At 56.1% G+C, this 19,685-nt stretch carries 15 protein-coding genes; all 15 read right to left on the reverse strand.

All coding sequences use genetic code 11. The features are described 5' to 3' along the window. Nucleotides 1–144: 144 nt before the first annotated feature. The gene (locus ACESTR_RS14805) at nt 145–324 is read right to left on the reverse strand and encodes a hypothetical protein (protein WP_009598202.1); all 180 of its coding nucleotides are present in this window, start codon (nt 322–324) and stop codon (nt 145–147) included. 9 nt (nt 325–333) lie between these two features. Continuing rightward, complete coding sequence (locus ACESTR_RS14810) at nt 334–1,986, reverse strand: OmpA family protein (protein WP_130062506.1); 1,653 nt, start codon at nt 1,984–1,986, stop codon at nt 334–336. Between the two features lie 2 nt (nt 1,987–1,988). Further along, nucleotides 1,989–2,546, reverse strand: coding sequence for a DUF3575 domain-containing protein (locus tag ACESTR_RS14815; RefSeq protein WP_117508549.1), 558 nt, complete (start codon nt 2,544–2,546; stop codon nt 1,989–1,991). Between the two features lie 20 nt (nt 2,547–2,566). After that, on the reverse strand, nt 2,567–4,399 hold the full coding sequence (locus tag ACESTR_RS14820; RefSeq protein ID WP_015547169.1) for a DUF4906 domain-containing protein: 1,833 nt from the start codon (nt 4,397–4,399) through the stop codon (nt 2,567–2,569). Between the two features lie 4 nt (nt 4,400–4,403). After that, nucleotides 4,404–5,897 (reverse strand): DUF4906 domain-containing protein, encoded by a 1,494-nt coding sequence (locus ACESTR_RS14825; protein WP_288299400.1) that lies wholly within the window; start codon nt 5,895–5,897, stop codon nt 4,404–4,406. A gap of 27 nt (nt 5,898–5,924) precedes the next feature. Beyond that, nucleotides 5,925–8,522, reverse strand: a complete 2,598-nt coding sequence (locus ACESTR_RS14830) for an InlB B-repeat-containing protein (RefSeq protein ID WP_288299401.1) — start codon at nt 8,520–8,522, stop codon at nt 5,925–5,927. A 61-nt stretch (nt 8,523–8,583) separates the two neighbouring features. After that, nucleotides 8,584–9,615: a FimB/Mfa2 family fimbrial subunit gene (locus tag ACESTR_RS14835; RefSeq protein WP_015547172.1), complete on the reverse strand. Its 1,032-nt coding sequence runs from the start codon at nt 9,613–9,615 to the stop codon at nt 8,584–8,586. 27 nt (nt 9,616–9,642) lie between these two features. Beyond that, the gene (locus ACESTR_RS14840) at nt 9,643–10,155 is read right to left on the reverse strand and encodes a DUF1896 family protein (protein WP_015547173.1); all 513 of its coding nucleotides are present in this window, start codon (nt 10,153–10,155) and stop codon (nt 9,643–9,645) included. Nucleotides 10,156–10,167: 12 nt separating this feature from the next. Beyond that, nucleotides 10,168–11,445 carry a DUF3945 domain-containing protein gene (locus ACESTR_RS14845; protein WP_009598178.1) on the reverse strand — a complete coding sequence of 426 codons (1,278 nt, stop codon included), beginning with the start codon at nt 11,443–11,445 and terminating at the stop codon, nt 10,168–10,170. A 114-nt stretch (nt 11,446–11,559) separates the two neighbouring features. Beyond that, nucleotides 11,560–13,572, reverse strand: a complete 2,013-nt coding sequence (mobC, locus tag ACESTR_RS14850) for a conjugal transfer protein MobC (RefSeq protein ID WP_279183472.1) — start codon at nt 13,570–13,572, stop codon at nt 11,560–11,562. A gap of 147 nt (nt 13,573–13,719) precedes the next feature. Beyond that, on the reverse strand, nt 13,720–14,328 hold the full coding sequence (locus ACESTR_RS14855; RefSeq protein WP_015547175.1) for an RteC domain-containing protein: 609 nt from the start codon (nt 14,326–14,328) through the stop codon (nt 13,720–13,722). A 107-nt stretch (nt 14,329–14,435) separates the two neighbouring features. Next, entirely contained in the window at nt 14,436–15,041 is a 606-nt protein-coding gene (locus ACESTR_RS14860; protein WP_009597318.1) for a hypothetical protein, read from the reverse strand. Nucleotides 15,042–15,610: 569 nt separating this feature from the next. After that, entirely contained in the window at nt 15,611–16,624 is a 1,014-nt protein-coding gene (locus ACESTR_RS14865; protein ID WP_087401865.1) for a glycosyl hydrolase family 18 protein, read from the reverse strand. Nucleotides 16,625–16,718: 94 nt separating this feature from the next. Continuing rightward, on the reverse strand, nt 16,719–18,323 hold the full coding sequence (locus ACESTR_RS14870) for a BT_3987 domain-containing protein (protein WP_373179392.1): 1,605 nt from the start codon (nt 18,321–18,323) through the stop codon (nt 16,719–16,721). Nucleotides 18,324–18,325: 2 nt separating this feature from the next. After that, complete coding sequence (locus tag ACESTR_RS14875) at nt 18,326–19,681, reverse strand: DUF1735 and LamG domain-containing protein (protein ID WP_346987760.1); 1,356 nt, start codon at nt 19,679–19,681, stop codon at nt 18,326–18,328. Nucleotides 19,682–19,685: the final 4 nt, after the last annotated feature.

Consider the following 19,685-nt stretch of genomic DNA (forward strand, 5'->3'; position numbering starts at 1 on the left):
ATTATATCGAGATCATCCAGAATATTTCGCGTAATTTCAACTCCATGCAGTTGATGCGCGACCGTATCGTAAATAAATTGTATTGTCGGCCTTTGCCGCAAAAACCTAAAGTGGCAGCGATTGAATGATCGCTGCCACTTGTGTCTATTCCTCCGGTTCCCAGTCCGGAATCTGTATTGTGTCCTGTATTTGGGGACAGTGAATGATTTCCACTTCTTCGTATTCATAAACATTGCAACTGCCGAAAAGAGAAGCTGCCAGTGTACCCCAAATTGCAACAAGCAGACAGAACAGAATTGCATGCTTGATTTTTTGTTGCTTCATAATAATTTGTCATTTTAAGAGTTCAGCAATTTCCGGATCGAGATTACCCCGATACTCCATGCGCTCGTCCAATCGACAGGCTTCGAGGAAATGGCGGCGGCCCTCCTCCTTGCGCCCCAGCCGCGAGCAGGCGATAGCCCGCAGGTACTCCGTCGCGGCATCTTCGGGCATCGCGGCCAGCAACTCCATCGCCCGCTCGTTGTGATCCAGCGACAGATGGGCCACGACCGTGTTGCGGTCGTTGTAGTCGTTCAGAATATAGAGTGCTTTGGCGTATTTGCGTTTCTGCAACAGCTCCACGCCGCGGGCATAGGTCGTGTCCAACTCCGTGGTGTGAATCGTATCCTTTACCATCCCCTTGCGGCGCAGATTGTAACGGAAATTCACGGCCCGCAGCTGCGGGTAGATCACCGAACGGATATAGGCATACTCTTTCGGGAACCGCAGCCGGATGGCCTGCTCCCGCCGGTCGGGATTCTTTTCTGATGCAATTAGCGCAAGAATCGCCTCGCGGTTTTCAATGCTTTTGTCCGTGCGAATGCGCTGCGTCAGCTCCGGCCAGTTCTCGGCCACCCACCGCACGATAAGCATCGTGTCGATGCTTCTGCCGTATCGGCGGACAAGATAGCGTTTCAATGCCTGTGCCCGTCCTTGCGAAAGACGGTCGTTGAAAGCGTAAGCTCCTTCCGGAGACGATGCCGCCGTCAGCGTGATGGTATCGACCCAGAACTCCTGCTGTTCGACGATCTGCCGTATCAGGCCGGTGATCTTGTCCAGCTGTTGCCGGTTGTCGCCCAGCGTATCGACCACGCGGGTATCGCCCACGAAAAACTGAATGTAATTGCGATCTTCGACGGTCACGAACTTGTCGATGACCTTGATGCGATACCTCGGCACGGTATCTACGAAGGAGAGCATCGAAGATACGACGTAGCTCAACGTATCGGACGGCGGCAGCCGGTAGGCGCTGTCGTCCACGGCCAACACCTGTCCTTGAAGCGTTACCAGCATCTTTTTCGAGGTCTCGTCGGTTTTCACTGCTTGGGAATAGTAATACGTGACGGTGCTTCGTCCTTCGACCAGTGAATCGAGCCGGACGTCTTCGGGATAGGGAAACTTCACGAAACGGTTGAAGGCCGCCTCGCGCCCCACGGTATCGGGGCGGAAGCGTTCGACATAGGTTTCGTACTGCCAGTAGTCGCGCTCTTGCAGCAGCGAGAAGCGTCCGCCGCGGATCACCAGATCTTCGAGCGCCACGGATTCGTCGGGCTTGTGCAATATCGGCGTGATTACGACGCTGCGGCTTCTGCCCAACAACTGTTTCGGCAGCGTCACGATGAAATCCAGCACGACACGACCGTTGCGCTCGGGAATAGACCGCATCTTCGCCACGACCGTCACCTGCTCGATCTGAAGCGCCATGACACGCTCGCCGTCGGCAAGCGTATCGACCGGAGCAAGAAAGAACGTGTTGCTGTCACGCTGCAACTTCACGACCTGCGGGCGGTAGTCCTGCTGCCGCTCCTGCCGCTCGGCGCGGGTAAGCTGCGAGAGCGAGGCTGTCATCTGCTGCCGCTGAAGCCGTCCGGCCACCGAACAGCCGAACATCATCCATAAAACCCCGACGGTGATTCCTACAGTTATGATTTTACGTGTGTTCATCGTTAAAAGATGTAGGAAAACGATACCTCTAACTTTGTCGGCGCGAGCGTCCAGCGGCGGTAATGGTAGATATACTCGTCGTCCCAGTCCCCGACCGTGGGGTCGCGGCGCGTGTCCTTCGTGCGGTAAAGCCCTACGCCGGCTTCGACGGCGACGTTCCAGCGTTTCGAGAGCATCCACGCATACCCGTAGCTGACACCCAGACCGCAGGCATGACCTTTATAGCGTTTCGTTCGGCTTCCGAGGTCGTAACCGACATAGGTAAGGTGCTGTCCGAGAAAGTGTCCCACGAAGGATTCGTAGAACCAGTAGCGGCCGCCGAGCTGCACGGCATGGAAGTTCATCGAGAGGGATGCGGTTTGCACCGGGTTCCAGTAGCCGGACAGCTCCAGCGACCAGTTGTCCGTCAAGGCCGCTTCGGCCCCGGCGTTCAGCGTCGCGCCGCATGCGGCAAGGGCGTTGGCCCTTACGGCGAAGATCTGCGCCGCAGCCCGGCGGGGCACGCCCCACAAGGCCGCCAACAGCAAGACCGCCGTAATGAATATTCGTTTCGTTTTCATTTGTTCTGTCTGTTTGAAGATTATTGTACGGCGTATTCGACCATTCCGTTCTCGGATGCCGTGCGGGAGAAAGTCGCTTCGTAATCGGTCACGGAGTAGTCCGTGTAGCCAGTTCCGAGATCGAGCGTCGCCGAGGCGCGTCCCCTCATCCGATCCGCCTCGATCTTTACGTTCATCGTACAGGTCAGCGTCTTGGTCGCCCCGCCCCGCAGCACTACCGTCACTGTGGGGTTTAGGGTAATCGTCAGATCGTTCATAACCGGATAGGTCCCTTCCGCAACGACCTCGATACCGCCCGATATTTTACTGAAGGAGCACGTAAAGCAGGAAACGGTTTTGATTCCCGTGACAAAGGAGTCGAAGAAGGCGCTGTTGCCCTTTTCATCCGTCACGGTGATGCGGTAGGGATTCTCCCCGACGGCCTCGGGACGAATACGCAGCGGGTAGGTGCCGTTCCCCGCCACCGTATAGCCCGTGACGGGCCCGATGTCATCCGTCAGGTTCCGGAACAGGGTCGGCGTACCTTCGACCTGCACGGTATAAGTCCCGTCGTAGTCGTCCTGCTCGATGGTGAAGTCCACGCGGGCGCGGTCGAGCGCCGCCAGTTCGAACTTGTCCTGCGTGAAGGATACCCGCAGCGGCTCGCGGACATAGCTCGTCTGCAGCACCCGCTCGGCATGCAACCCTTTTTCGTCGGTCAGGACGAGGCGCAGCCGCACGTCGCCTTCCCGCTGCTGCGTGTAAGTGATATCAGCGGTTCTCTCCCCGTCGCCGGAGAGAAATGGATAAGGCACTCCGAAGAGGATCGGCTCGCCGTCCAGGGTAACATCGCCGTCGCCCTCTTCCCGCTCGCAGGTCAGGAAGCAGGTGCTCCGGTCGTTGTTCGTGCTGACGACCCGGAGCTGCGCCGTGGCGATCCCTCCGGGCGCATGACGTTCGGCGAAAGGCGTCACGGATACCTCGGTGGTCGAAACCCGCCAGTCCACGGTATTGCGTCCCAAAATCCGCGCCTCGATGCGGTAGACCCGGTTGCGGGCGATGTTGAAGTCCGAGGTGTTGTTCTCCCCCAGGTAGATGCGGTAGACGACGTGCAGGCCGTCCGCCTCGCCCTCGATCAGGATATAAGCGGCATATTCCGGGGCGTTGGCCTCGTTCTTCTGCTCCTGTCCCGGAATCGAAACGTTCTCGCCCTGCAGGTTCTCCGGAAGGTAGTAAACGGCGGAATAGCCGTCGTCGTCCGCCGGGAAGGCTTCCGTCGCGGCGCACTCCCCGTCTGCGGTGATGCGGCCCTCGCCGAAGAGCGCCGCGAAGCGCGGGACGTTGCACAGACGTACGGAACGCACGGAAAGCGAACGGCTGAAATCGGCAGCCACCGTGTAGCTGAAATCGACCTTCGCCACGGCCCGCACGAGTTCAATAGCGATCTGCGTCGTGCCGCGCACGGTAAACGTCCGCATGGCGGACATGGGAAGCGTTCCGGAGTCTGATCCGTCAGGGTTCCATGCGCTGCGCAGCGCCCGCACCTCGGCTTCGGGCAGCGGCCCGGTGTCCGTGCCGAGGTTGGCGACGGCATAGAGGGTGTATCGGCCGTCGGGAAGCTCCAGCGCGACGGTGCGCTGCGAGGCGGCGTACACGTGCCGTGCCGGAGCATCGTTTGCCGGGAACAGATAAAGGTTGATATCCTCGACGCGGCTCTCGTCCGCAACAGCCCGCGTGCCGGGCAGAGCGTCGCAGGAGAACGTGAAGGTCACATGCCGGGGGCCGTGTACGGCCGGAGTGCATACGGGCATCTCGTCCGAGCAGGAGCCGGCGAAAAGCAGCGTTCCCAAAAGGATATGAATGAGGGTTTTCATGGTTTTATCTGAAATAAGCGTAAATAACGGCGGGATCGTCGTCCGGGGAGAAACGGTACTGTTCCTCGTAGCTCAGAACCCCGGTATGGTCGGCATTCCGGCACCAGCCCTCGAACAACCGGCCCGCATCGGGCTCGGCGACGAGCGTGCAGCCTTCGTCAGGACAATATATGAGCGAATACCATGAAGAGAGCGTCATGTCTTCGACCACACGTAGCGCATCGGGCGAGGCGACGGTGCCTTTCCCGTTGCTGCCGTCGAACCATTTGGTGTAGACCCGAAGCAGGTGGGCGTAACAGTACGGAAAACTGAACGAGGCGACCTCCCCGTAACGGTCGAGGATCTGAACCCGGAACATAAAGCGGCACTCCTCGCGCGTGAAGGACGGCGGCCAGTAACGGATATCGTAGTCGTTCTCCGGGCCCCGGATCTCCATCGTCCTTGCAACGGCGCCCCATTGGCCCTCGAACCCGAAATACCGCACATCTCCGGTCTTCAGCTCCACGAAGGCTTCGACCCCGGTCTCTTCGTAGGCCCCGCCGAGCCGCAGCGTCAGGCGCATCGGCTGCCGCTCCAGCAGGAAACCGTTCGACAGCGCAGCCTCCGGCGTGCACAGCACCTCTACGGTATAGGCCCGGATACGGGTGTCGACCTCGGCGTCGCCACGGATCATAATATCGAGCCTATAGTGCGTATTGGCCCGTATGTCGAAGTTCGAGGTGTTGTTGCCGCCCGGATAGATATAGTAGTCCAGCACCTTGGAGCCCCGCAGAGCGCGGATGCGCAGGAACGTCGCATCCGCCGGGGCGTTCGCGGGGCCCTTGTCCCGCTGGTCGGCGATCGAGGGAACCTCGCCCTGCAGGTTCGGAAGCATGTAGAACGTCCCCGTCAGGGTCTGCGACGACGAGCCGACGATTTCTCCCGCCGTATATTCCGCAGCCCGCAGCCCGGGGTCGAAGACCGGCATCCGGGCCGGGAGGTTCACGGGTTGGACGCTGTGCAGGCGGATGTCGCCGGCATCCGGTGCGACAGAGATGTTATAGGTGACTTTCGCCACGACGCGCTGCACCTCGACGGTCGGAAGCGTCACCGTTTCATCCGACGAGGGAATCGACACCTCGCCTTCATAAGCCATCGGCAGCGTATCGTAGTCGTCGGCGTGCGTAACGGCGAGATTCTCCCATGCCGGGCTATCGCCCGTGTCGCGGCCCATATTGGCCGCAATGCGCAGCAGGTAGTCGCCCGGCAGACACTCGAAGCGCAGCGTCGGGGAACTCTGGTAACGGTGCTGGACGACATTGCCGTCGGCGTCGAGAAGGTAGAAGTTCAGGTCGCGGAGCGCCTCTTCGTCCGCAGCGCGGGGCACGGCCGTCATCGGGTCGGGACATACGGACATGCGGACTGAAACGCCGCGGGGCTGCGGGCATGCCGAGCTGTCCTCGGCGATGCAGCTCCACAGAAACGGGAGCACTGCGAATATCCACAGGTATCTTTTCATGGCAGTGGGAATTTTACGAGGTTTCAACTATTCCCGGACGCAACGCACGGGATTGGCGGCATAGCGGTAAAAATCCGTCGTATTGACGAACGGCGGGTAGTTGCTCGTGTCGAATACGATCGAGGTGCAGGCCACGTCGTGGAACACGCCGGTCGAGCCTCCCCAATGCAGATAATACGGGGCATTGGTGTAGAGCCTTCCGAGCGACCCGTTGCGGTCGTAACGCCCCTCATAGAATGTTCCGCCCAAAGGTATCTTCGCCGTCTGCGTGCCGTTGCAGCGGATCGTAACGTAATAAGGTGCCGATACGCTTATCCGCTCTATTCCCGCGAAATCCTCGGCACCGGGTACTTTCCAGCCCGGAGGGCACGGATCGTAAATGGATTTATGGCTGGTGCGGCTGATATTATTTTTCCCGGTCGTGACGTTGCCCCAGAGGTTCGGGTGGTGGTCGCAGAGCCAGTCCAGCGAAGAAGCCCACTCTTCCCAGTCCTCGAAGGAAACGCCGTCCATATAGGTCGTAGGATGCGCTGTGGCCCATTCGAGGGTCATCACGTCGTAGGGCGACTCGGTTCCGGAAGTCCGCGGATCGCTCTCGGCATATTCGAATCCCGCGGCATAGATGGTCGGAGCCTGTATATAAGCGTCCGTCGCCGTGGCCGGATACGGGAACGGGTCTTTGCGACCCCACTGGTAGTAAAGGCCGCGCGAGGCGGGCAGTGTATAATCCGTTTCCAGCGCTCCGAGGTTGCGATCCATAAAGACAGCTCCCGAAGCATAGGTCTGTGCCGTGGCCGCCGGATCGTAGTCCGTCGCCCAGATATGCCACGACCAGAGGCATTCCCCACGGCTGTCGAAAAGCCCGATCACGGCGTTGCCGTGCGTCGTACCGGTCGTAAAGGTGATTCGTCCGTCCTGATATCGCACATCCTTAACGATCGCCTCGCTCAGCGTTCCCGTTTCCCACAGTATGCGGGCAGAGACGCCCGACAGACGCTTGGGAGTGACGTTGAGCGTCGTGCAGCCGTTGCCCATCGTCGTGGCGTCGAACGAATAGGAGGTGTTCAGCGCGGGAGCGATATAGCAGTTGGCCGTGCCCTCGTCGTCGAGCGGCTGGGTGTTGGCCGTGAATTTCGGGAAGATCGACGCATCGTTCGATGCGGGAGTGTAGAGATAGGTCGTCGATGACGACAGCCGCTGCGTATAGCCGTCCGTCGTGTACCATCCCTCGAAGCGGTAGCCCGCGGCAGGAAGCGCCACCAGCGTACAGCCCATCTCGTGACACATGACCACATGGTTGCGCGTTCCGGAGATTTCAGCGTCATAGAGCGCTTGGGAGACGTTCACCCAACCTTTGCCGTTGTCGGCAGTCTCGACGACGACCTGAAGGCGGTTTGCAAAGCGGCGGCGGAAGTCGAACGACTGCGCAAGGCCCGCATCGTCTTCGACCGTTACGGTATAGACTACTTGGGAGTTCGCCGTAGTATAGACCGGAAGGTCGTAGTAAAGGAAATATTCATTCAGCCCCGGTTGGTTCGCAAGCTCCAGATCGCGGCCCGTGCCGATGGAAGCATCGTCCACGAGCAGGCGATCCCTGTCGCCCTGCGAGGCCGTGATGTGTCCCCGCAGCGTCAGGGGCGCCGGATCGCCCTCCACCTCGACGAACAGTTCGCCCATCACGTCGTATGTGCAGTAGCCGCCGATCGCATTTTCCGCGTAAGAGTCATAGACGTTGAGCGTATAGCTGCTGACACGGGTGTCGACCTCGCTGTCGCCAAGGATCGAAATCGCGAGCCGGTAATGTACGTTGGCCCGGACATTGAAATCCGTGGTGTTGTTATCGCCCAGGTAAATGTAATAGGCCAATACCTTAGCTCCCCGTACAGCCCGGATCAGAAGATACGACGCATTCGCGGGGGCATTGTCCGGATTCTTATCGCGCTGGTCGGTAATGGACGGAACCGTGCCCTGCATATTCGGAAGCAGATAGCAGTTCCCCGAAATATGCTGTCCCGAAATCCCGCTTTCCGGGCAGTCCGTGTAGTCGTCGGGGGCGTCCGACGGCCGGGCCGCCACGTCGAAGACCGACACCGCACGCGGCACGGAACAAAGCTGCACGGAGCGAAGCTCGATGTCTGCGGGTTTGACGGCGATATCGTAGGATACCTTCGTCACGACACGCTGCACCTCCACGACCGGAAGTGTCAGAATACCGCCGGACGAGGACGTGATCGTAACGTCGCCCTCATAGGACATCGGCAGCGTATCGTACTCGTCGGCGTGCGTAACGGTGAAGTCTTCCGATGCGGGATTCTCACCAAGGTCACGGCCCATATTGGCGGCGATACGCATCCGGTAGTTGCCGGGCAAGGACGTGAAGCGCAGCGTCGAAGAGCTCTGGTAGCGGTGCAGGACGATCTCGCCGTCATCGTCATAGAGATAGAGGTTCAGGTCGCGGAGCGCCTCTTCGTCCGTAGTGCGGGTTACGGCCGTCATCGGGTCGGGACATACTGTCAGCCGAACCGAAACGCCGCGGGGATGAGGGCATGCCGACCTGTCTTCGGCGATGCAGCCCATAAGGGTCGCGGCAAGACTTATCGACAGGATATATAATAATCTTTTCATAGCTTTGAAAGAAAAAGGGCTCCGCCCGAAACACAGGACGGAACCCGGTACGACATGCGGACTATGCTCCCAGTTCGACGGACTGCGTGACGGGTGTCTCCCAGTCGGCGACGGTCACCGTCACGGCGCAATCCTGACCTACGAGACCTGTGATATTGGCCGCGATACGGTAGTAGCCGTTGCGCAGGATCTCGCCCGCGGCCTTGCCCGTCAGCTCCACCGAGTAGGTCACCTCCGAGCGGTCGTCCGTGGTCGAGCCGTTGCCGTCCAGATCGTATGTAGCGTTGATTTCCAGCAGCACACGGTTTCCTGCCGTTAAAGAGCCGTTCTCGAAGCAGTAGAACAGGGCGTTGTATTTACCCGATGCCGCGGCGAGGGTTTGGGTATGCGTGTAGCTCATGGCCCCGGGCGTCGGCGTGCCGGCTACGACCGAAGACTGAGAGGCTGCCTTGGAGAGTTTTACGGAGTTGATCGTGAGCTCTCCGGCGTACTTGTCGGCGAACGACGGGTCTATGGTCGTCTGGAGGGCCACTTTGGCTACGGTACGTTTGAGCGTGATGCCTACCGACGTCGTGGAATTCACGGCGCCGATGGTTTTCGATGTCGAGCCCGACATCACGAAGCCGCCCGAACGTTTGGCCGCGGAGGACACTTCGGCGAAGGTGCCGTTATAGTCGGCAGCCGACTTTTCCACGAGGGCCGTAAGGGCTGCGCGGGTCTTGGCCGACGAGGCGTCGTAGTTCGCTACGGCGTAGAATGAGCACTCGGTGCCGGCCGCAGATTTGGGAAGCGCGAAGGTCGCCGATTTGGAAGCGAGCTCCGACGAAGTGAAGTCACGGCGGATGATAAGTGCTCCGCTATTGTCGAAGGCGAAGACCGAGAGCGACGAGAGCGAGGATTCCCACGCCTCGGCCTTGGCCGAAGTGTCGAAGAATGCGCGGGTGTCGGCCTCGTCCGCTCCGGTGAGCGTGATGGCGATCCGTGCAGTGTCGGATGTTTCAGGCATCGCGGGGTCGAGCGTGTCGTCGGTTTTGTCGCACGAGGCGAACAGGGCGGCGGCTATGGCGGCCGCAGCAAAAAGAATCTTTTTCATCGTGTAATAAGAAATTAAGTGAATGAACTATTTACGCTTGTTGCGTTTTGGATATCGGGGTTGTTCGGAGTATGGGACAGGCGGCTTTTCCTTGCGCGCCGGGCTGCGGTAGCCGGGAACGCCGTTCTCGTCGATCCATGTGCGGATGCCAGTGCGGAGTTCTTCCTTGAGCTGCCGGAATTCCGGACGTTCCGAAAAGTCGTCTTTCAGATCGTAGGCCCGAAAGATTGGAGCGCAGATACGCACCAGTCGCAGGGCGATCTCCTGTCGTTGGTTTTCCGGAATGATCGGGAAGTCCGTGGCGAGGATCAGGTGGACGGTGTCGTATTTCGAAAAGAGCAGACCCCGGAACAGGACTTTGTCGGCGGCACGGACGGCCGAAGCGGCAGGCACTCCCAGTTCAACGCTTTGTGCGTAGCTTTCGAAGGCCAGACGGCTGCGCCGTTCGATCATCACATGGTGGAACTGACGCGGAGGATGGCGTATTTCGAGGAAATGCCGCAGGCGCTCCCGGAACCATTTTTCATCGGGGGTTTCCATCGCAGGAGCGGATTAGCGTTTGCGACCGCGGCCCTGACCCTGATCCGGAGCCTGCTCCTGCGCTTTCTCGGCCTTCTGCTCCTGCTTTTCCTGTTGCTCCTGACGGCGCTGCTGCGAGAAATCGTAGACCACGCCGTTCGAGCGGGGGTCGATACGCAGGATACAATTCAGCGCCTTGCCGTTCTTGCCCAGAATGGGATGTTCCTTCTCTTTCGAACAATCCAGACCTTCGGGGCTCAGCAGGGCCGTGCGCTGACGGTCGTCGAGCTGTTTGTCGAGTTGCGGAGAGATATAGGGGCGGCTGAACTGGTAGTCGGTCATCTTGTATTCGTTCGAGAGGACATCGAAGCCCACTTTGCCTGAATAGGTGATGTCGCTGCCGCGCATGGAGCAGCCTTCGACGAAGACGCGGCCGCCCAGAGCCAGTTCGTTCTGCTGCGTATCATCCAGACGCACGCCGTTGAAATAACGCAGATCGGGAACTTCGTTTTTCGGAATGGTGACAAGGCGGTTCGTCGCGGGATTCAGCGTGGCGAAGCACCACTCCTTCTCTCCCGTGTGCGGATTGGGAAGTTCGTACAGCCGGTCGGGGGTCTTTCCGGCCAACAGCTGCTCCTTCTCACTCGTGGAGAACATCATCCGGTACTCTTCGCGCTCGAACTCCGGACGCGGAAGGGCACTCGTCAGACCGACCTGCACATCACCGTTCATGTCCTTATAGGGATGCAGGGCGAACTGACCTGCGACGGGAATATTGCCGATCTTGAGGGTCACGTCATGCAGGTCCGTCGTCGGAAGGCCGTGCTTCATCGCCTCCAGTTCTTTGGGAGTAACGATGATACCCATCTCTTTCAGCTCCTGCAACTTCAGATCCGGAGTGTCGAACTTGACCTTTTCGAGTTGGTACGAGGTGACGCGATGATCGTAAAGGGCTTTGAGGCCCTCAGGGTCTTTGGGATTGTCGGCAAGGCGCAGCAGCGATTGTGTGACTTCGCTGGCCTTGTCGGCGGCGACTTTCAGAAAATGAAACGGCTTGGCGTTCTCCTGCGACATGAAGCCCTTGATGAAGGCCGCGACTGCGGAGCTGTTGCGAAGTTCGTAGAACGCCGGTTTGTTGGCCGTGAGCGGTTGCGTCGTCGTAACCTTGTATTGGTTACCGCTTTGTTTGAGGTCGGAGACGGCCTCCACGGCGCCGTTCTGCTCGTTGTAGAGCAGGAGCGTTTCCTTGTACTTCGGATCGGCCTGTTCGGGGGTCTGAATCGGTTTTTGATTCTGATTTTCTTCGGGCATAACACAAAATGTTTTAAGTGAAACAAAAGGTTCATGCCGCGAATATAGAAGCATGTTTTCCGAAACGATGCCCATGTCCGCTCCAGTCCGCTCCAGTCCGCACCGAGGCAAAAATTACGGTTTTTTCTTGGGTAAAAGTTTCGCGAGATCCGGATCGGCTTCGATACGTGCGATCTCCCGGCGGACAAGCTCCGCAACGTCGGCTTTGACACGGTAATAATTCTCTTTGACGATCTCCTCCATGTGATCCTTGCCGTCCTCACCGACAAAAGAGGATATTTCGGGAATGGGGACATAGGCTGCTGTTTCCGCCTTGACCTTATCGTTGTCGATGACGATCTCGGCATGGAAGATCTTCTGCTCGATACGCTCGTCGAAGTTGTCGGCGACCGAGCCGACGAACATGCCCTGCGTGAGGTTGGAGATTTTCGAGGCAGGGATCAGTGTTTCCAACTGCGTATTGGTCGAGGTGGTGACGTTCTCGTTCGATACCGAGTGCGACTCGCGCAGTTGCACGATCTTGCCGAAACGCTCCGACAAGGTGCGGGCCGTGTCGCCCACGACCTGTCCCGAGAAGATATTGCCCACAGTATTAGTGATGACCTTGGCCTCTTTCTCCCCGTAGTCGCGCTCCAACTGCGAAAAGTCCTGAAATCCCAGACAGACGGAGACCTTGTTCGAGCGGGCCGTGGCTATGAGGTTATCCAGCCCCCGGATATAAATCGTCGGTAGTTCGTCGATGATAAGCGACGATTTCAATTTCCCCTTTTTATTGATAAGCCGGATAAGGCGCGAATTATAGAGTCCCAGCGCCGCGCCGTAGATGCTCTGCCGGTCGGGGTTGTTGCCCATGCAGAGGATTTTCGGCTCCTCAGGGTTATTGATGTCGAGTGTAAAGTCATTGCCCGTAAGCACCCAATAGAGCTGCGGAGAGATCATACGCGAGAGCGGGATTTTCACCGATGCCACCTGTCCCTGCAACTGATCCTGCGCATTGCTTTTCCACGCATCCATAAAGGGTGAGAGGTAGTTTTCCAGTTCGGGATAAGATGAAAGAATCGGGAAAATCTTTTCGAGAGGTTGGCACAGAAACTCGATGGCGTGCGGGAAGGTACAATAATGTCCGTTGTCATAGATTTTCAGGTACCAGATGATCGCCGCCAGCAGAATGACGGCCGAATCGGTGAAGAAGTCACCCTGCTTGTCCACCCACGTCTTATTGAGGTTCAAAAGCGTGACGTAGGCGCTTTCGTAGGCATCCGAGATATCGTCCATGAAGCGGGCGTCGATGGGATTGCAGCGGTTCGAGCGGCGGGGATCGTCGAAGTTGATGATGCAGAATCTCGGTTTGACGGTGTATTTGTCCAGATGCCGGAGCAAGTGGTTATAGGCGATGCGCGTCAAATCGTCGAACTTATAATCATAGATGAGCATCGAGAATCCCTTCTCGATATGCTGTTTGATATAGTTGTTCAGTACTGCGTAGCTTTTCCCGGAGCCGGGCAATCCGATAACGGCCGTTGAACGGTAGACGTTTACAACCGATATCCACCCGTTCCGCCATTGTCCTTTATAGCGGTAACGCGTAGGTAAGTTCACCGAGCAATCGTTGTCAATACAACGTTCCTCCTGAAGAAAACTTTCGTTATTGTCATTGAAAGGATCGTCCATAAGCGGCTGTTTCATCAATCGCCGCAGCCACACGCCGGCGGCCAGCAGGCTGAGGTAGCCCGCACCAAGGGTCAGCGTGTAGCTCCAGCCCCGGAAGCCGATCCCAGCGGGCAGCGACAGCAGAAAGCCGTTCAGAAAGAACAGCGGGAAGCCGAGGCAGGCGGCAGCGACGATATGCCGCCTGTCGACCCTGCCGTTGCGGACGCTCTTCGTGCCGTAGCAGCCAAGCGCGAGGAACAGAAAGGCGCAGAGTTTCGTAATGACGGGAGAGGAGAAAAGAAGAGTTGTCCGCTGGATATCGAGCAGGAGACGGTCGGCATAACCGTAGGTCAGGCCGCATGACGAGAGCCATTCGTAGCAATACCAATACACGTGCAGCACCAAAAAAAACACGCCCAGCCCGCGGGCGAACTGCACGATATTTTCAAGGGCTTTCAAATCATCTTCCTGTTGCATGGCAGAGAATATTAAAAGTCCCGAAGATACATCTCCGGCAGAAAAACAGGTACCCATGTCCGCTCCAGTCCGTCACTGTCCGCACCGCATAAAGAACGCTCCGAGAGATGAATCCCCGGAGCGTGATGCTGAATAAAAACAGACTGCCTATCGCTGGCTGTAGGCAATCAGATTGTTGCGCAGGATGTCGAGAAAATGCGTCAGACGCAACTTTCGGTTGATGAGCGTATGGCGGCACTGCTCCGGGTTGTTGATACGGACGTTGAAAGTTCCGGAAAGCACATCGACAAGTGTCGCCAGATCGATCCGTGTGCCGTCGATGCGGCGTATGGCTCCGGAGAGTTGCAGGGCCGTAGCAAGCTCCATGATATCCGTAGGTGTGAATTGCTCGGAGAGGAACAGCGGCGACTTGGGGACTTCGACCGACACCGGGGCGGCGATGGACGGATAACGAACCCGGGTAAAGACTAAACGGATCTCGAAATTCGTCAATAGAAGCGCCGATTTGAGCAACAACACTTGCGGAGATTCCTTTTCGACAATTCGCTCCTGCAACCGCATCAGGCAGGATTGGAGGCGGGCAAGTTCGTGCAGCAGGTCGAGGGACGATTTACAGGATTGAACAGTAAGACCGTGCAGCAGGTCGATGTAATCTTCATAGGCAGCGTCGAGAGTCTTCTGCTCAGGGGACAGTAATCGTCGGTTGAGAGATGTTTCGAGCAGGACGATAAATTGGCTTTTGTCCAAGTTTTCCATAATTCGACTTACACAGAATTGGTTGGTTTGCTTTGCAAAAATAGGAATTTTCAGGATACCCAATTACATGTCCGGATATCCGCCCGGATATAAAAAATCGAAAAAAATCATTCATCTTCCTTATTCAAGGAATAAAGCAGTGCATCGGTAAATTTTGTGCGATCTTTCTTGCGTTCCAGAACACGGCGTTTGACATCAGTCGGATCGCCGAGTTTAACATGCAATGTATTCTCGAAGACCCGAACAACCAAATTGAATGGAGCTGTCGAACCATCTGCCAGCACGAAAGGAGGTGGAGTCATCCGATCGAGTCCGCAAAGGATTTCCGAAACGCTGATCGCAGGATAGTGTTTGGACCAATGGAGCGGTGAAGTAAATGCAGGTTCAGATATGAAAGATCGCGGGTGTTCAATACGATGATATAACAACTCTTTTTCCAAGCAGATAAATTCGAGAGTCATGTCGACAACCCGGTGTATATATGGCGGAAGCGAAACGGACGGTTCATGAATTCGAGAAAGCAGAAATCGAAACTGGATTTGCGTATAATTTAACGTATGTAATGCCGACAGACAATCTGTGTCATCGCAAAGTGCTGTAATGAGGCGGGCAAATTTCAAAAAGTAAGTTTGCAGCCTTTTTTCAGAAACAACTTTTCGATTCAATGATTTTAAGATGGCTCTGAACAAAGATGTATGCAACAATTTGTCCATCTATACTTGTCGTTTATTACAATGAATTAAATTGCATATATTGTATCTGTAGGATAATTTTCTTATCTTTGCCAAACGGCGAATAGCTGTCGAATCCTGTCATCGACACCTGAAAATGCTACAAAGACAAGATGGACGGGATGATAGGGGAAATCGTGCAAAAAACAGCACGGGCTTCTCCTATCTGTTCATCGGGTTGTAGCATTCCTCAGGTGTCAATAGGTTAAGTCCGTGCTTTTATTTTATGCTATTTCATTTATGGTTTAACCGAGAAGTTTGATTTTGCTACAATAAATTTATAATTTATGCGTTTCATAAAGAAAATACCGGTTACGATTCATTAAAAGTGAATTTTTCAATACAAAAAGACTTACAGATGCTCACATTCTGAATCGGTCAACATTTACATCCGGATATTTTCTTATTGCCGTTCGAATATTCTTCGAACGGCTTTTTTATCCGAAAGTTAAAAACACCCGCACACCTCAAAAGATGTGCGGGTCAAAATCGGGGCGCTTACAGATGCTCAACCGATTCTAAACAGGTCAACAAAATACATCTCAGAGGAGTTATTCGGCCGTAGCCTCGTCGTAGGTGATGGTATAACCGCTGCTGACGAACGTCCAGTCCTGCGGGCGGTTACCATTCTCGCAAGTAACGGTTTCCTCCCAAGCTCCATCGGCAATGGAATTGAACAGTGACAGCTGGTTCCGTTCAGATGTCCGGCGCAGGTTGAAATGCATGATCGCTCCGTAACCGGCCTCGGTCAAATCATAGGCATAATTGCCATACTGACTAATCTGATAGGCGGAATAGTAATTACCCAGATTGATCGACATCGGGGCATAGTGCTCCTTGGTTACGCCGGCAACACTGATGCTGGTGTTGTAATACGCAAAATCGGAATAGACATAGTCGAGTTTGGCACCTGCCGTTGCGTTGATTTGGCTGGAACCGCCGGTATTGTACTGGAAGAGGGTAATCAACTTGCCGGCGGGCAGCTTGGCGCGCAGTTTGGTGATCAGGTTGCCATACGAACCGGAAACGGAGGTCACCGTGCCGCCGTACTCGTTGTCGAATCCGATACCGTCGAGTCCGTACTTATTTACGGCATAGGCGAGAATCGTTGCAAGCTGGTCGGCCTGCGTGTCATTGAGACTCGTGAAGTCGATATTCTGCCAGTTGGGCAGGATGGTGAGCACGACTTTGATGCCTTTGGCTTGCAGGCCGGCTACATAGGTGGCGGCACCGCCGTTTTCGAGCAGGTTGGTCATCTTGTCGTTCAGATAGAGGGTCGGACGCACCACGCCGTTGACCGTCTCCTTGTTGAGATTGGCGGCGAAGAACTCCACGATATCGGCGTAGGCTGTACCGTCGGAGAGCATATAGTCGCCGGCATTGAGCGGGTTCACGTCGTTGGTTTCGACATAAATGGTGACCTTCGGAGTTTTGTCTCCGTAAGCACGTGTTTTGACGATAGGCTCTTGAGCCTTGTCCATCGTCGGGTCCTCTGCCTGCTGGCAGGAGAACATCATCGCTGCACTGGCTGCCAATGCTGCGAATAATTTGAAGTTTTGTTTCATTTTGATTTGAATTTTAATTGTTTGTTTGCTCCGGTTAAAGAGCTGTGAGAGGATAAAATGGAAGAACACAGGTGTATTTTGTCGACCGTTTTTATCAATTCCAGTCTTTCAGCCATTTGCCGTAATTGTATATGCCCTCGGATATATTAGAGAGCCTGTTTTTATCGAACAGGTAATTATATCCTTTTCTGCTTCCCAAAATGAGGTTGTTTTCAGGGTCCATAAACGTACAATGCATTGCAAATGTACCGTCCCATGCTGTTTCATAATTGTCCTGCAAATGGGCGCGCAAATCATCGAAGACAATGATATTGTTCGGTCTATAATCGGCCAAAATCCAGTCTATAAGAAAGCCCGGCTCCTGCATCATAGCCTCTTCTTCCGTTCGGGCAGCAGGATAGATGGGAAAGTTGACGCAACCGTACCGCTCCTTGGGCAGGTTGGCAATCGGCTTTTGCGTATAGGCCGAAACATATTCCTGTTCGGGATGCCACGGGTCGAGCAGCTGCGGGGCTTCGCTCTCGCTGTTGTAGCCCGACCATGCATAGTCGATATAGTCTCCGACGGCGATGCCGCCCGTCGCTTCCGTATTCCAGAAAGTAGCGGTCGGCTCCTCGTAAACGGTCAGCGTCAGCAATTTTTCCGTGCCGAGGGCTTCGCGCAGCGCCTTGATGAGTTTGGGATAGGAGGTCGTATTCACAGCCGGCATGCCCTCCTTGCCGTAGCCGGAATTTCGATCCCAGAGGTTTACACCGTCGAGTCCGTATTGTTCGATAACGGTCTTGACCTGCGCGGCGAAGTCTTCGATTTGGGTATCGGTGAGGTTGCAGAACCCGAGCCCCGTGCCTCCGCCTTCGATGCTGATACATACCTTGCGTCCGTGTTCCTGCAAAGGACGGATATATTTCGTCGATTGGCTGAGCACATAGGTCATGTCGGATCCAAGGTTGAGCAGGGCTCGGCTGGTTGCAGCATCGTAGCCGACCTGGACGGTGCGCAGGTTGACGATGTTGCCTACGGCCTCGTGCCATGCTACGGTCGAGCCGCGCGCCAGTTTCTTCTGCATAATGTAATCCAAGACCAGCAACGGCTGGAAATCGTTCGTATTGATATAAAACACGAAGAACAGGTCATGGCCGTCGTGCAGAGCGTATTCGTCGGTGTAAGGCTGGCGAACCGAGACGTTGTAGTAAAGCGTCTTGTTTTCGTCCGGAGCGTCCTGTTCAGCGACCGTAAGCGGCAGTACGTATTCTCCGGCGGCGAGCCCTGTCGCTGAGAACTTGATACGTTTCAATTCCGAACGCTGCGTTGCGGCCGAGAGGTCGAGCGTCTTGCCGTCGGGGAACTCGTAATTCGCCTCCGGCAGCAGCGTGCGTTCGATTTCATCTCCGGCATCGTAGTCATTGAGCAAAGATGCATCGCACCATGCGTCGAGCGAATATCCCGCTGCCGCCGGCTGTGTCTGCCTCAAGTAGAAGTTCTTCGTCATAACCCCTCCTTCGGTCAGCAGCACATCGACCCTATTTTCCACGGAATTGCTGCTGCACAACATCACATGAACCTCTTCGATGGAACCTTTGTCGGGCAACTTCCCGCTTTCCTGCATCACGGGATCGGCCTCGCAGGCCGTAAGGCCCGCGAGTGCCGCCGTGCAGAGAAGCGTCACCACCCCTGTTTGCAAATCTAAAATCGTCTTCATAGTTACTCGTTAGTTTCGTTAAGTTTCGGAATCTCGATGCCCTGCGGCCAGATGATGTCGTATTTGGCGACGCCGTCGTTGCCGTACATCGAATAGTCCTTTACGGTATTGCCAGACCCCTCGTTGAATTTCCAGTATCCGAGTAGCGTCGAATCGTTCTCCGGGTTTTCGATTTCATACATATTTTCCCAAATCTGTTCCAGCGTGCGGGCCACAGACCATACACGCGCCTCGGCGATCTTGCCGTTCAGAGGCCGATAGTCGTCGTAGGAGCGGCCGATGAAGAACTGATAGGCCTCGCTCAGGCCGTCGTACCCCAGTTCTTCGTACTGGGCCTTGTCGCCCTCGGGAGCGGTGTTCCACAGGTCGTAGAGCGCCCGCATGGCCAAGTTGATGCAGTTCTTATCGTTCTGCGTCGTGATGCCCACGCCCGTGACTTCGCTCTGAATCTGCCCGTCGACGTAGATGCGGGCCGTGCGGGTATTCTGGTCGTAGGTGCAGGCCACATGGTACCAGCGCCCCGTTTCGAGATGCTTCATCGCGTCGCGTCCGGGAATCTTGCCGAAGCCCGAGCCACTGCCCGAACCGTCGAACTGCAACTGTTCGCGCTCGAAATTCGTGTCGCCGATACGCAGCAGCAGGTACTGCTCGACGCCCATGACGGACGAGATGTTGACGGGATTGCCTTCAGTATTGGTTTTCACGAATTCGTCGATGTAAATCAAGGCCTCGTAGGTCACAGCCCGCAGGCCGTTCCAATCCTTGCTGCTTTCGGAATACTTATCGAGGGTCGGGAACTCGATCCAGTTGTCCGTAAGTTGTGCCGCGACGGTGATGGCCGAGGAGCGTTTGACGACGTAGTAAGCCACGTCGGAGCCGTGCAACACATCGATCGATGCGCTACCGATGCGTACTGGAACCAGATAGGTTTCGTCGATTGGCAAAGCTCCGGTCTGCTCATCTCCTTCTCCGGTGAGTTCACGGAGGCGCAGCGTGACAGCATCGGAGGTCGTCTTCCCTGCCGGAATGGTCACAGTTTCGGACAGCAAAGAATAATATTTTGAATCGAGCATCGTCCACTCCGTACCGTAACGGGCATTGTACGTCCCGACGAGCGACGGGTCGACCGTGAGCGTCACCGCCACATCCTGTCCTGCCGGATATGTCAGTACCGCCTGCAACGCGCAATCGTAGGTAGCCCGGGTGTTGCTGAAGGTCGTGAGCTGTGCGTCGCTCGTCGAAGCGACGTCGAGGTATACGACATTGTCGAACTTGTGATTGTCATCGCCGTAGTTCTCGCAGGCCGTGAAAGCCACAAGCGAAACGAGAACCGCCATTAGTATCTTTTTCATGTTCATGACT

This window comes from Alistipes sp. DJF_B185 (assembly GCF_964250025.1).
GTDB classification, from domain to species: Bacteria; Bacteroidota; Bacteroidia; order Bacteroidales; family Rikenellaceae; genus Alistipes; species Alistipes finegoldii.

Excerpts from the sequence above, each read along its gene's own strand:
- ACESTR_RS14855 (WP_015547175.1), bottom strand. The coding sequence starts at position 14,328 with ATGGAAAACTTGGACAAAAGCCAATTTATCGTCCTGCTCGAAACATCT.
- ACESTR_RS14820 (WP_015547169.1), bottom strand. The coding sequence starts at position 4,399 with ATGAAAACCCTCATTCATATCCTTTTGGGAACGCTGCTTTTCGCCGGC.
- ACESTR_RS14830 (WP_288299401.1), bottom strand. The coding sequence starts at position 8,522 with ATGAAAAGATTATTATATATCCTGTCGATAAGTCTTGCCGCGACCCTT.
- ACESTR_RS14875 (WP_346987760.1), bottom strand. The coding sequence starts at position 19,681 with ATGAACATGAAAAAGATACTAATGGCGGTTCTCGTTTCGCTTGTGGCT.
- ACESTR_RS14815 (WP_117508549.1), bottom strand. The coding sequence starts at position 2,546 with ATGAAAACGAAACGAATATTCATTACGGCGGTCTTGCTGTTGGCGGCC.
- ACESTR_RS14835 (WP_015547172.1), bottom strand. The coding sequence starts at position 9,615 with ATGAAAAAGATTCTTTTTGCTGCGGCCGCCATAGCCGCCGCCCTGTTC.
- ACESTR_RS14860 (WP_009597318.1), bottom strand. The coding sequence starts at position 15,041 with ATGGACAAATTGTTGCATACATCTTTGTTCAGAGCCATCTTAAAATCA.
- ACESTR_RS14810 (WP_130062506.1), bottom strand. The coding sequence starts at position 1,986 with ATGAACACACGTAAAATCATAACTGTAGGAATCACCGTCGGGGTTTTA.
- ACESTR_RS14805 (WP_009598202.1), bottom strand. The coding sequence starts at position 324 with ATGAAGCAACAAAAAATCAAGCATGCAATTCTGTTCTGTCTGCTTGTT.
- ACESTR_RS14845 (WP_009598178.1), bottom strand. The coding sequence starts at position 11,445 with ATGCCCGAAGAAAATCAGAATCAAAAACCGATTCAGACCCCCGAACAG.
- ACESTR_RS14865 (WP_087401865.1), bottom strand. The coding sequence starts at position 16,624 with ATGAAACAAAACTTCAAATTATTCGCAGCATTGGCAGCCAGTGCAGCG.
- ACESTR_RS14825 (WP_288299400.1), bottom strand. The coding sequence starts at position 5,897 with ATGAAAAGATACCTGTGGATATTCGCAGTGCTCCCGTTTCTGTGGAGC.
- mobC (WP_279183472.1), bottom strand. The coding sequence starts at position 13,572 with ATGCAACAGGAAGATGATTTGAAAGCCCTTGAAAATATCGTGCAGTTC.
- ACESTR_RS14840 (WP_015547173.1), bottom strand. The coding sequence starts at position 10,155 with ATGGAAACCCCCGATGAAAAATGGTTCCGGGAGCGCCTGCGGCATTTC.
- ACESTR_RS14870 (WP_373179392.1), bottom strand. The coding sequence starts at position 18,323 with ATGAAGACGATTTTAGATTTGCAAACAGGGGTGGTGACGCTTCTCTGC.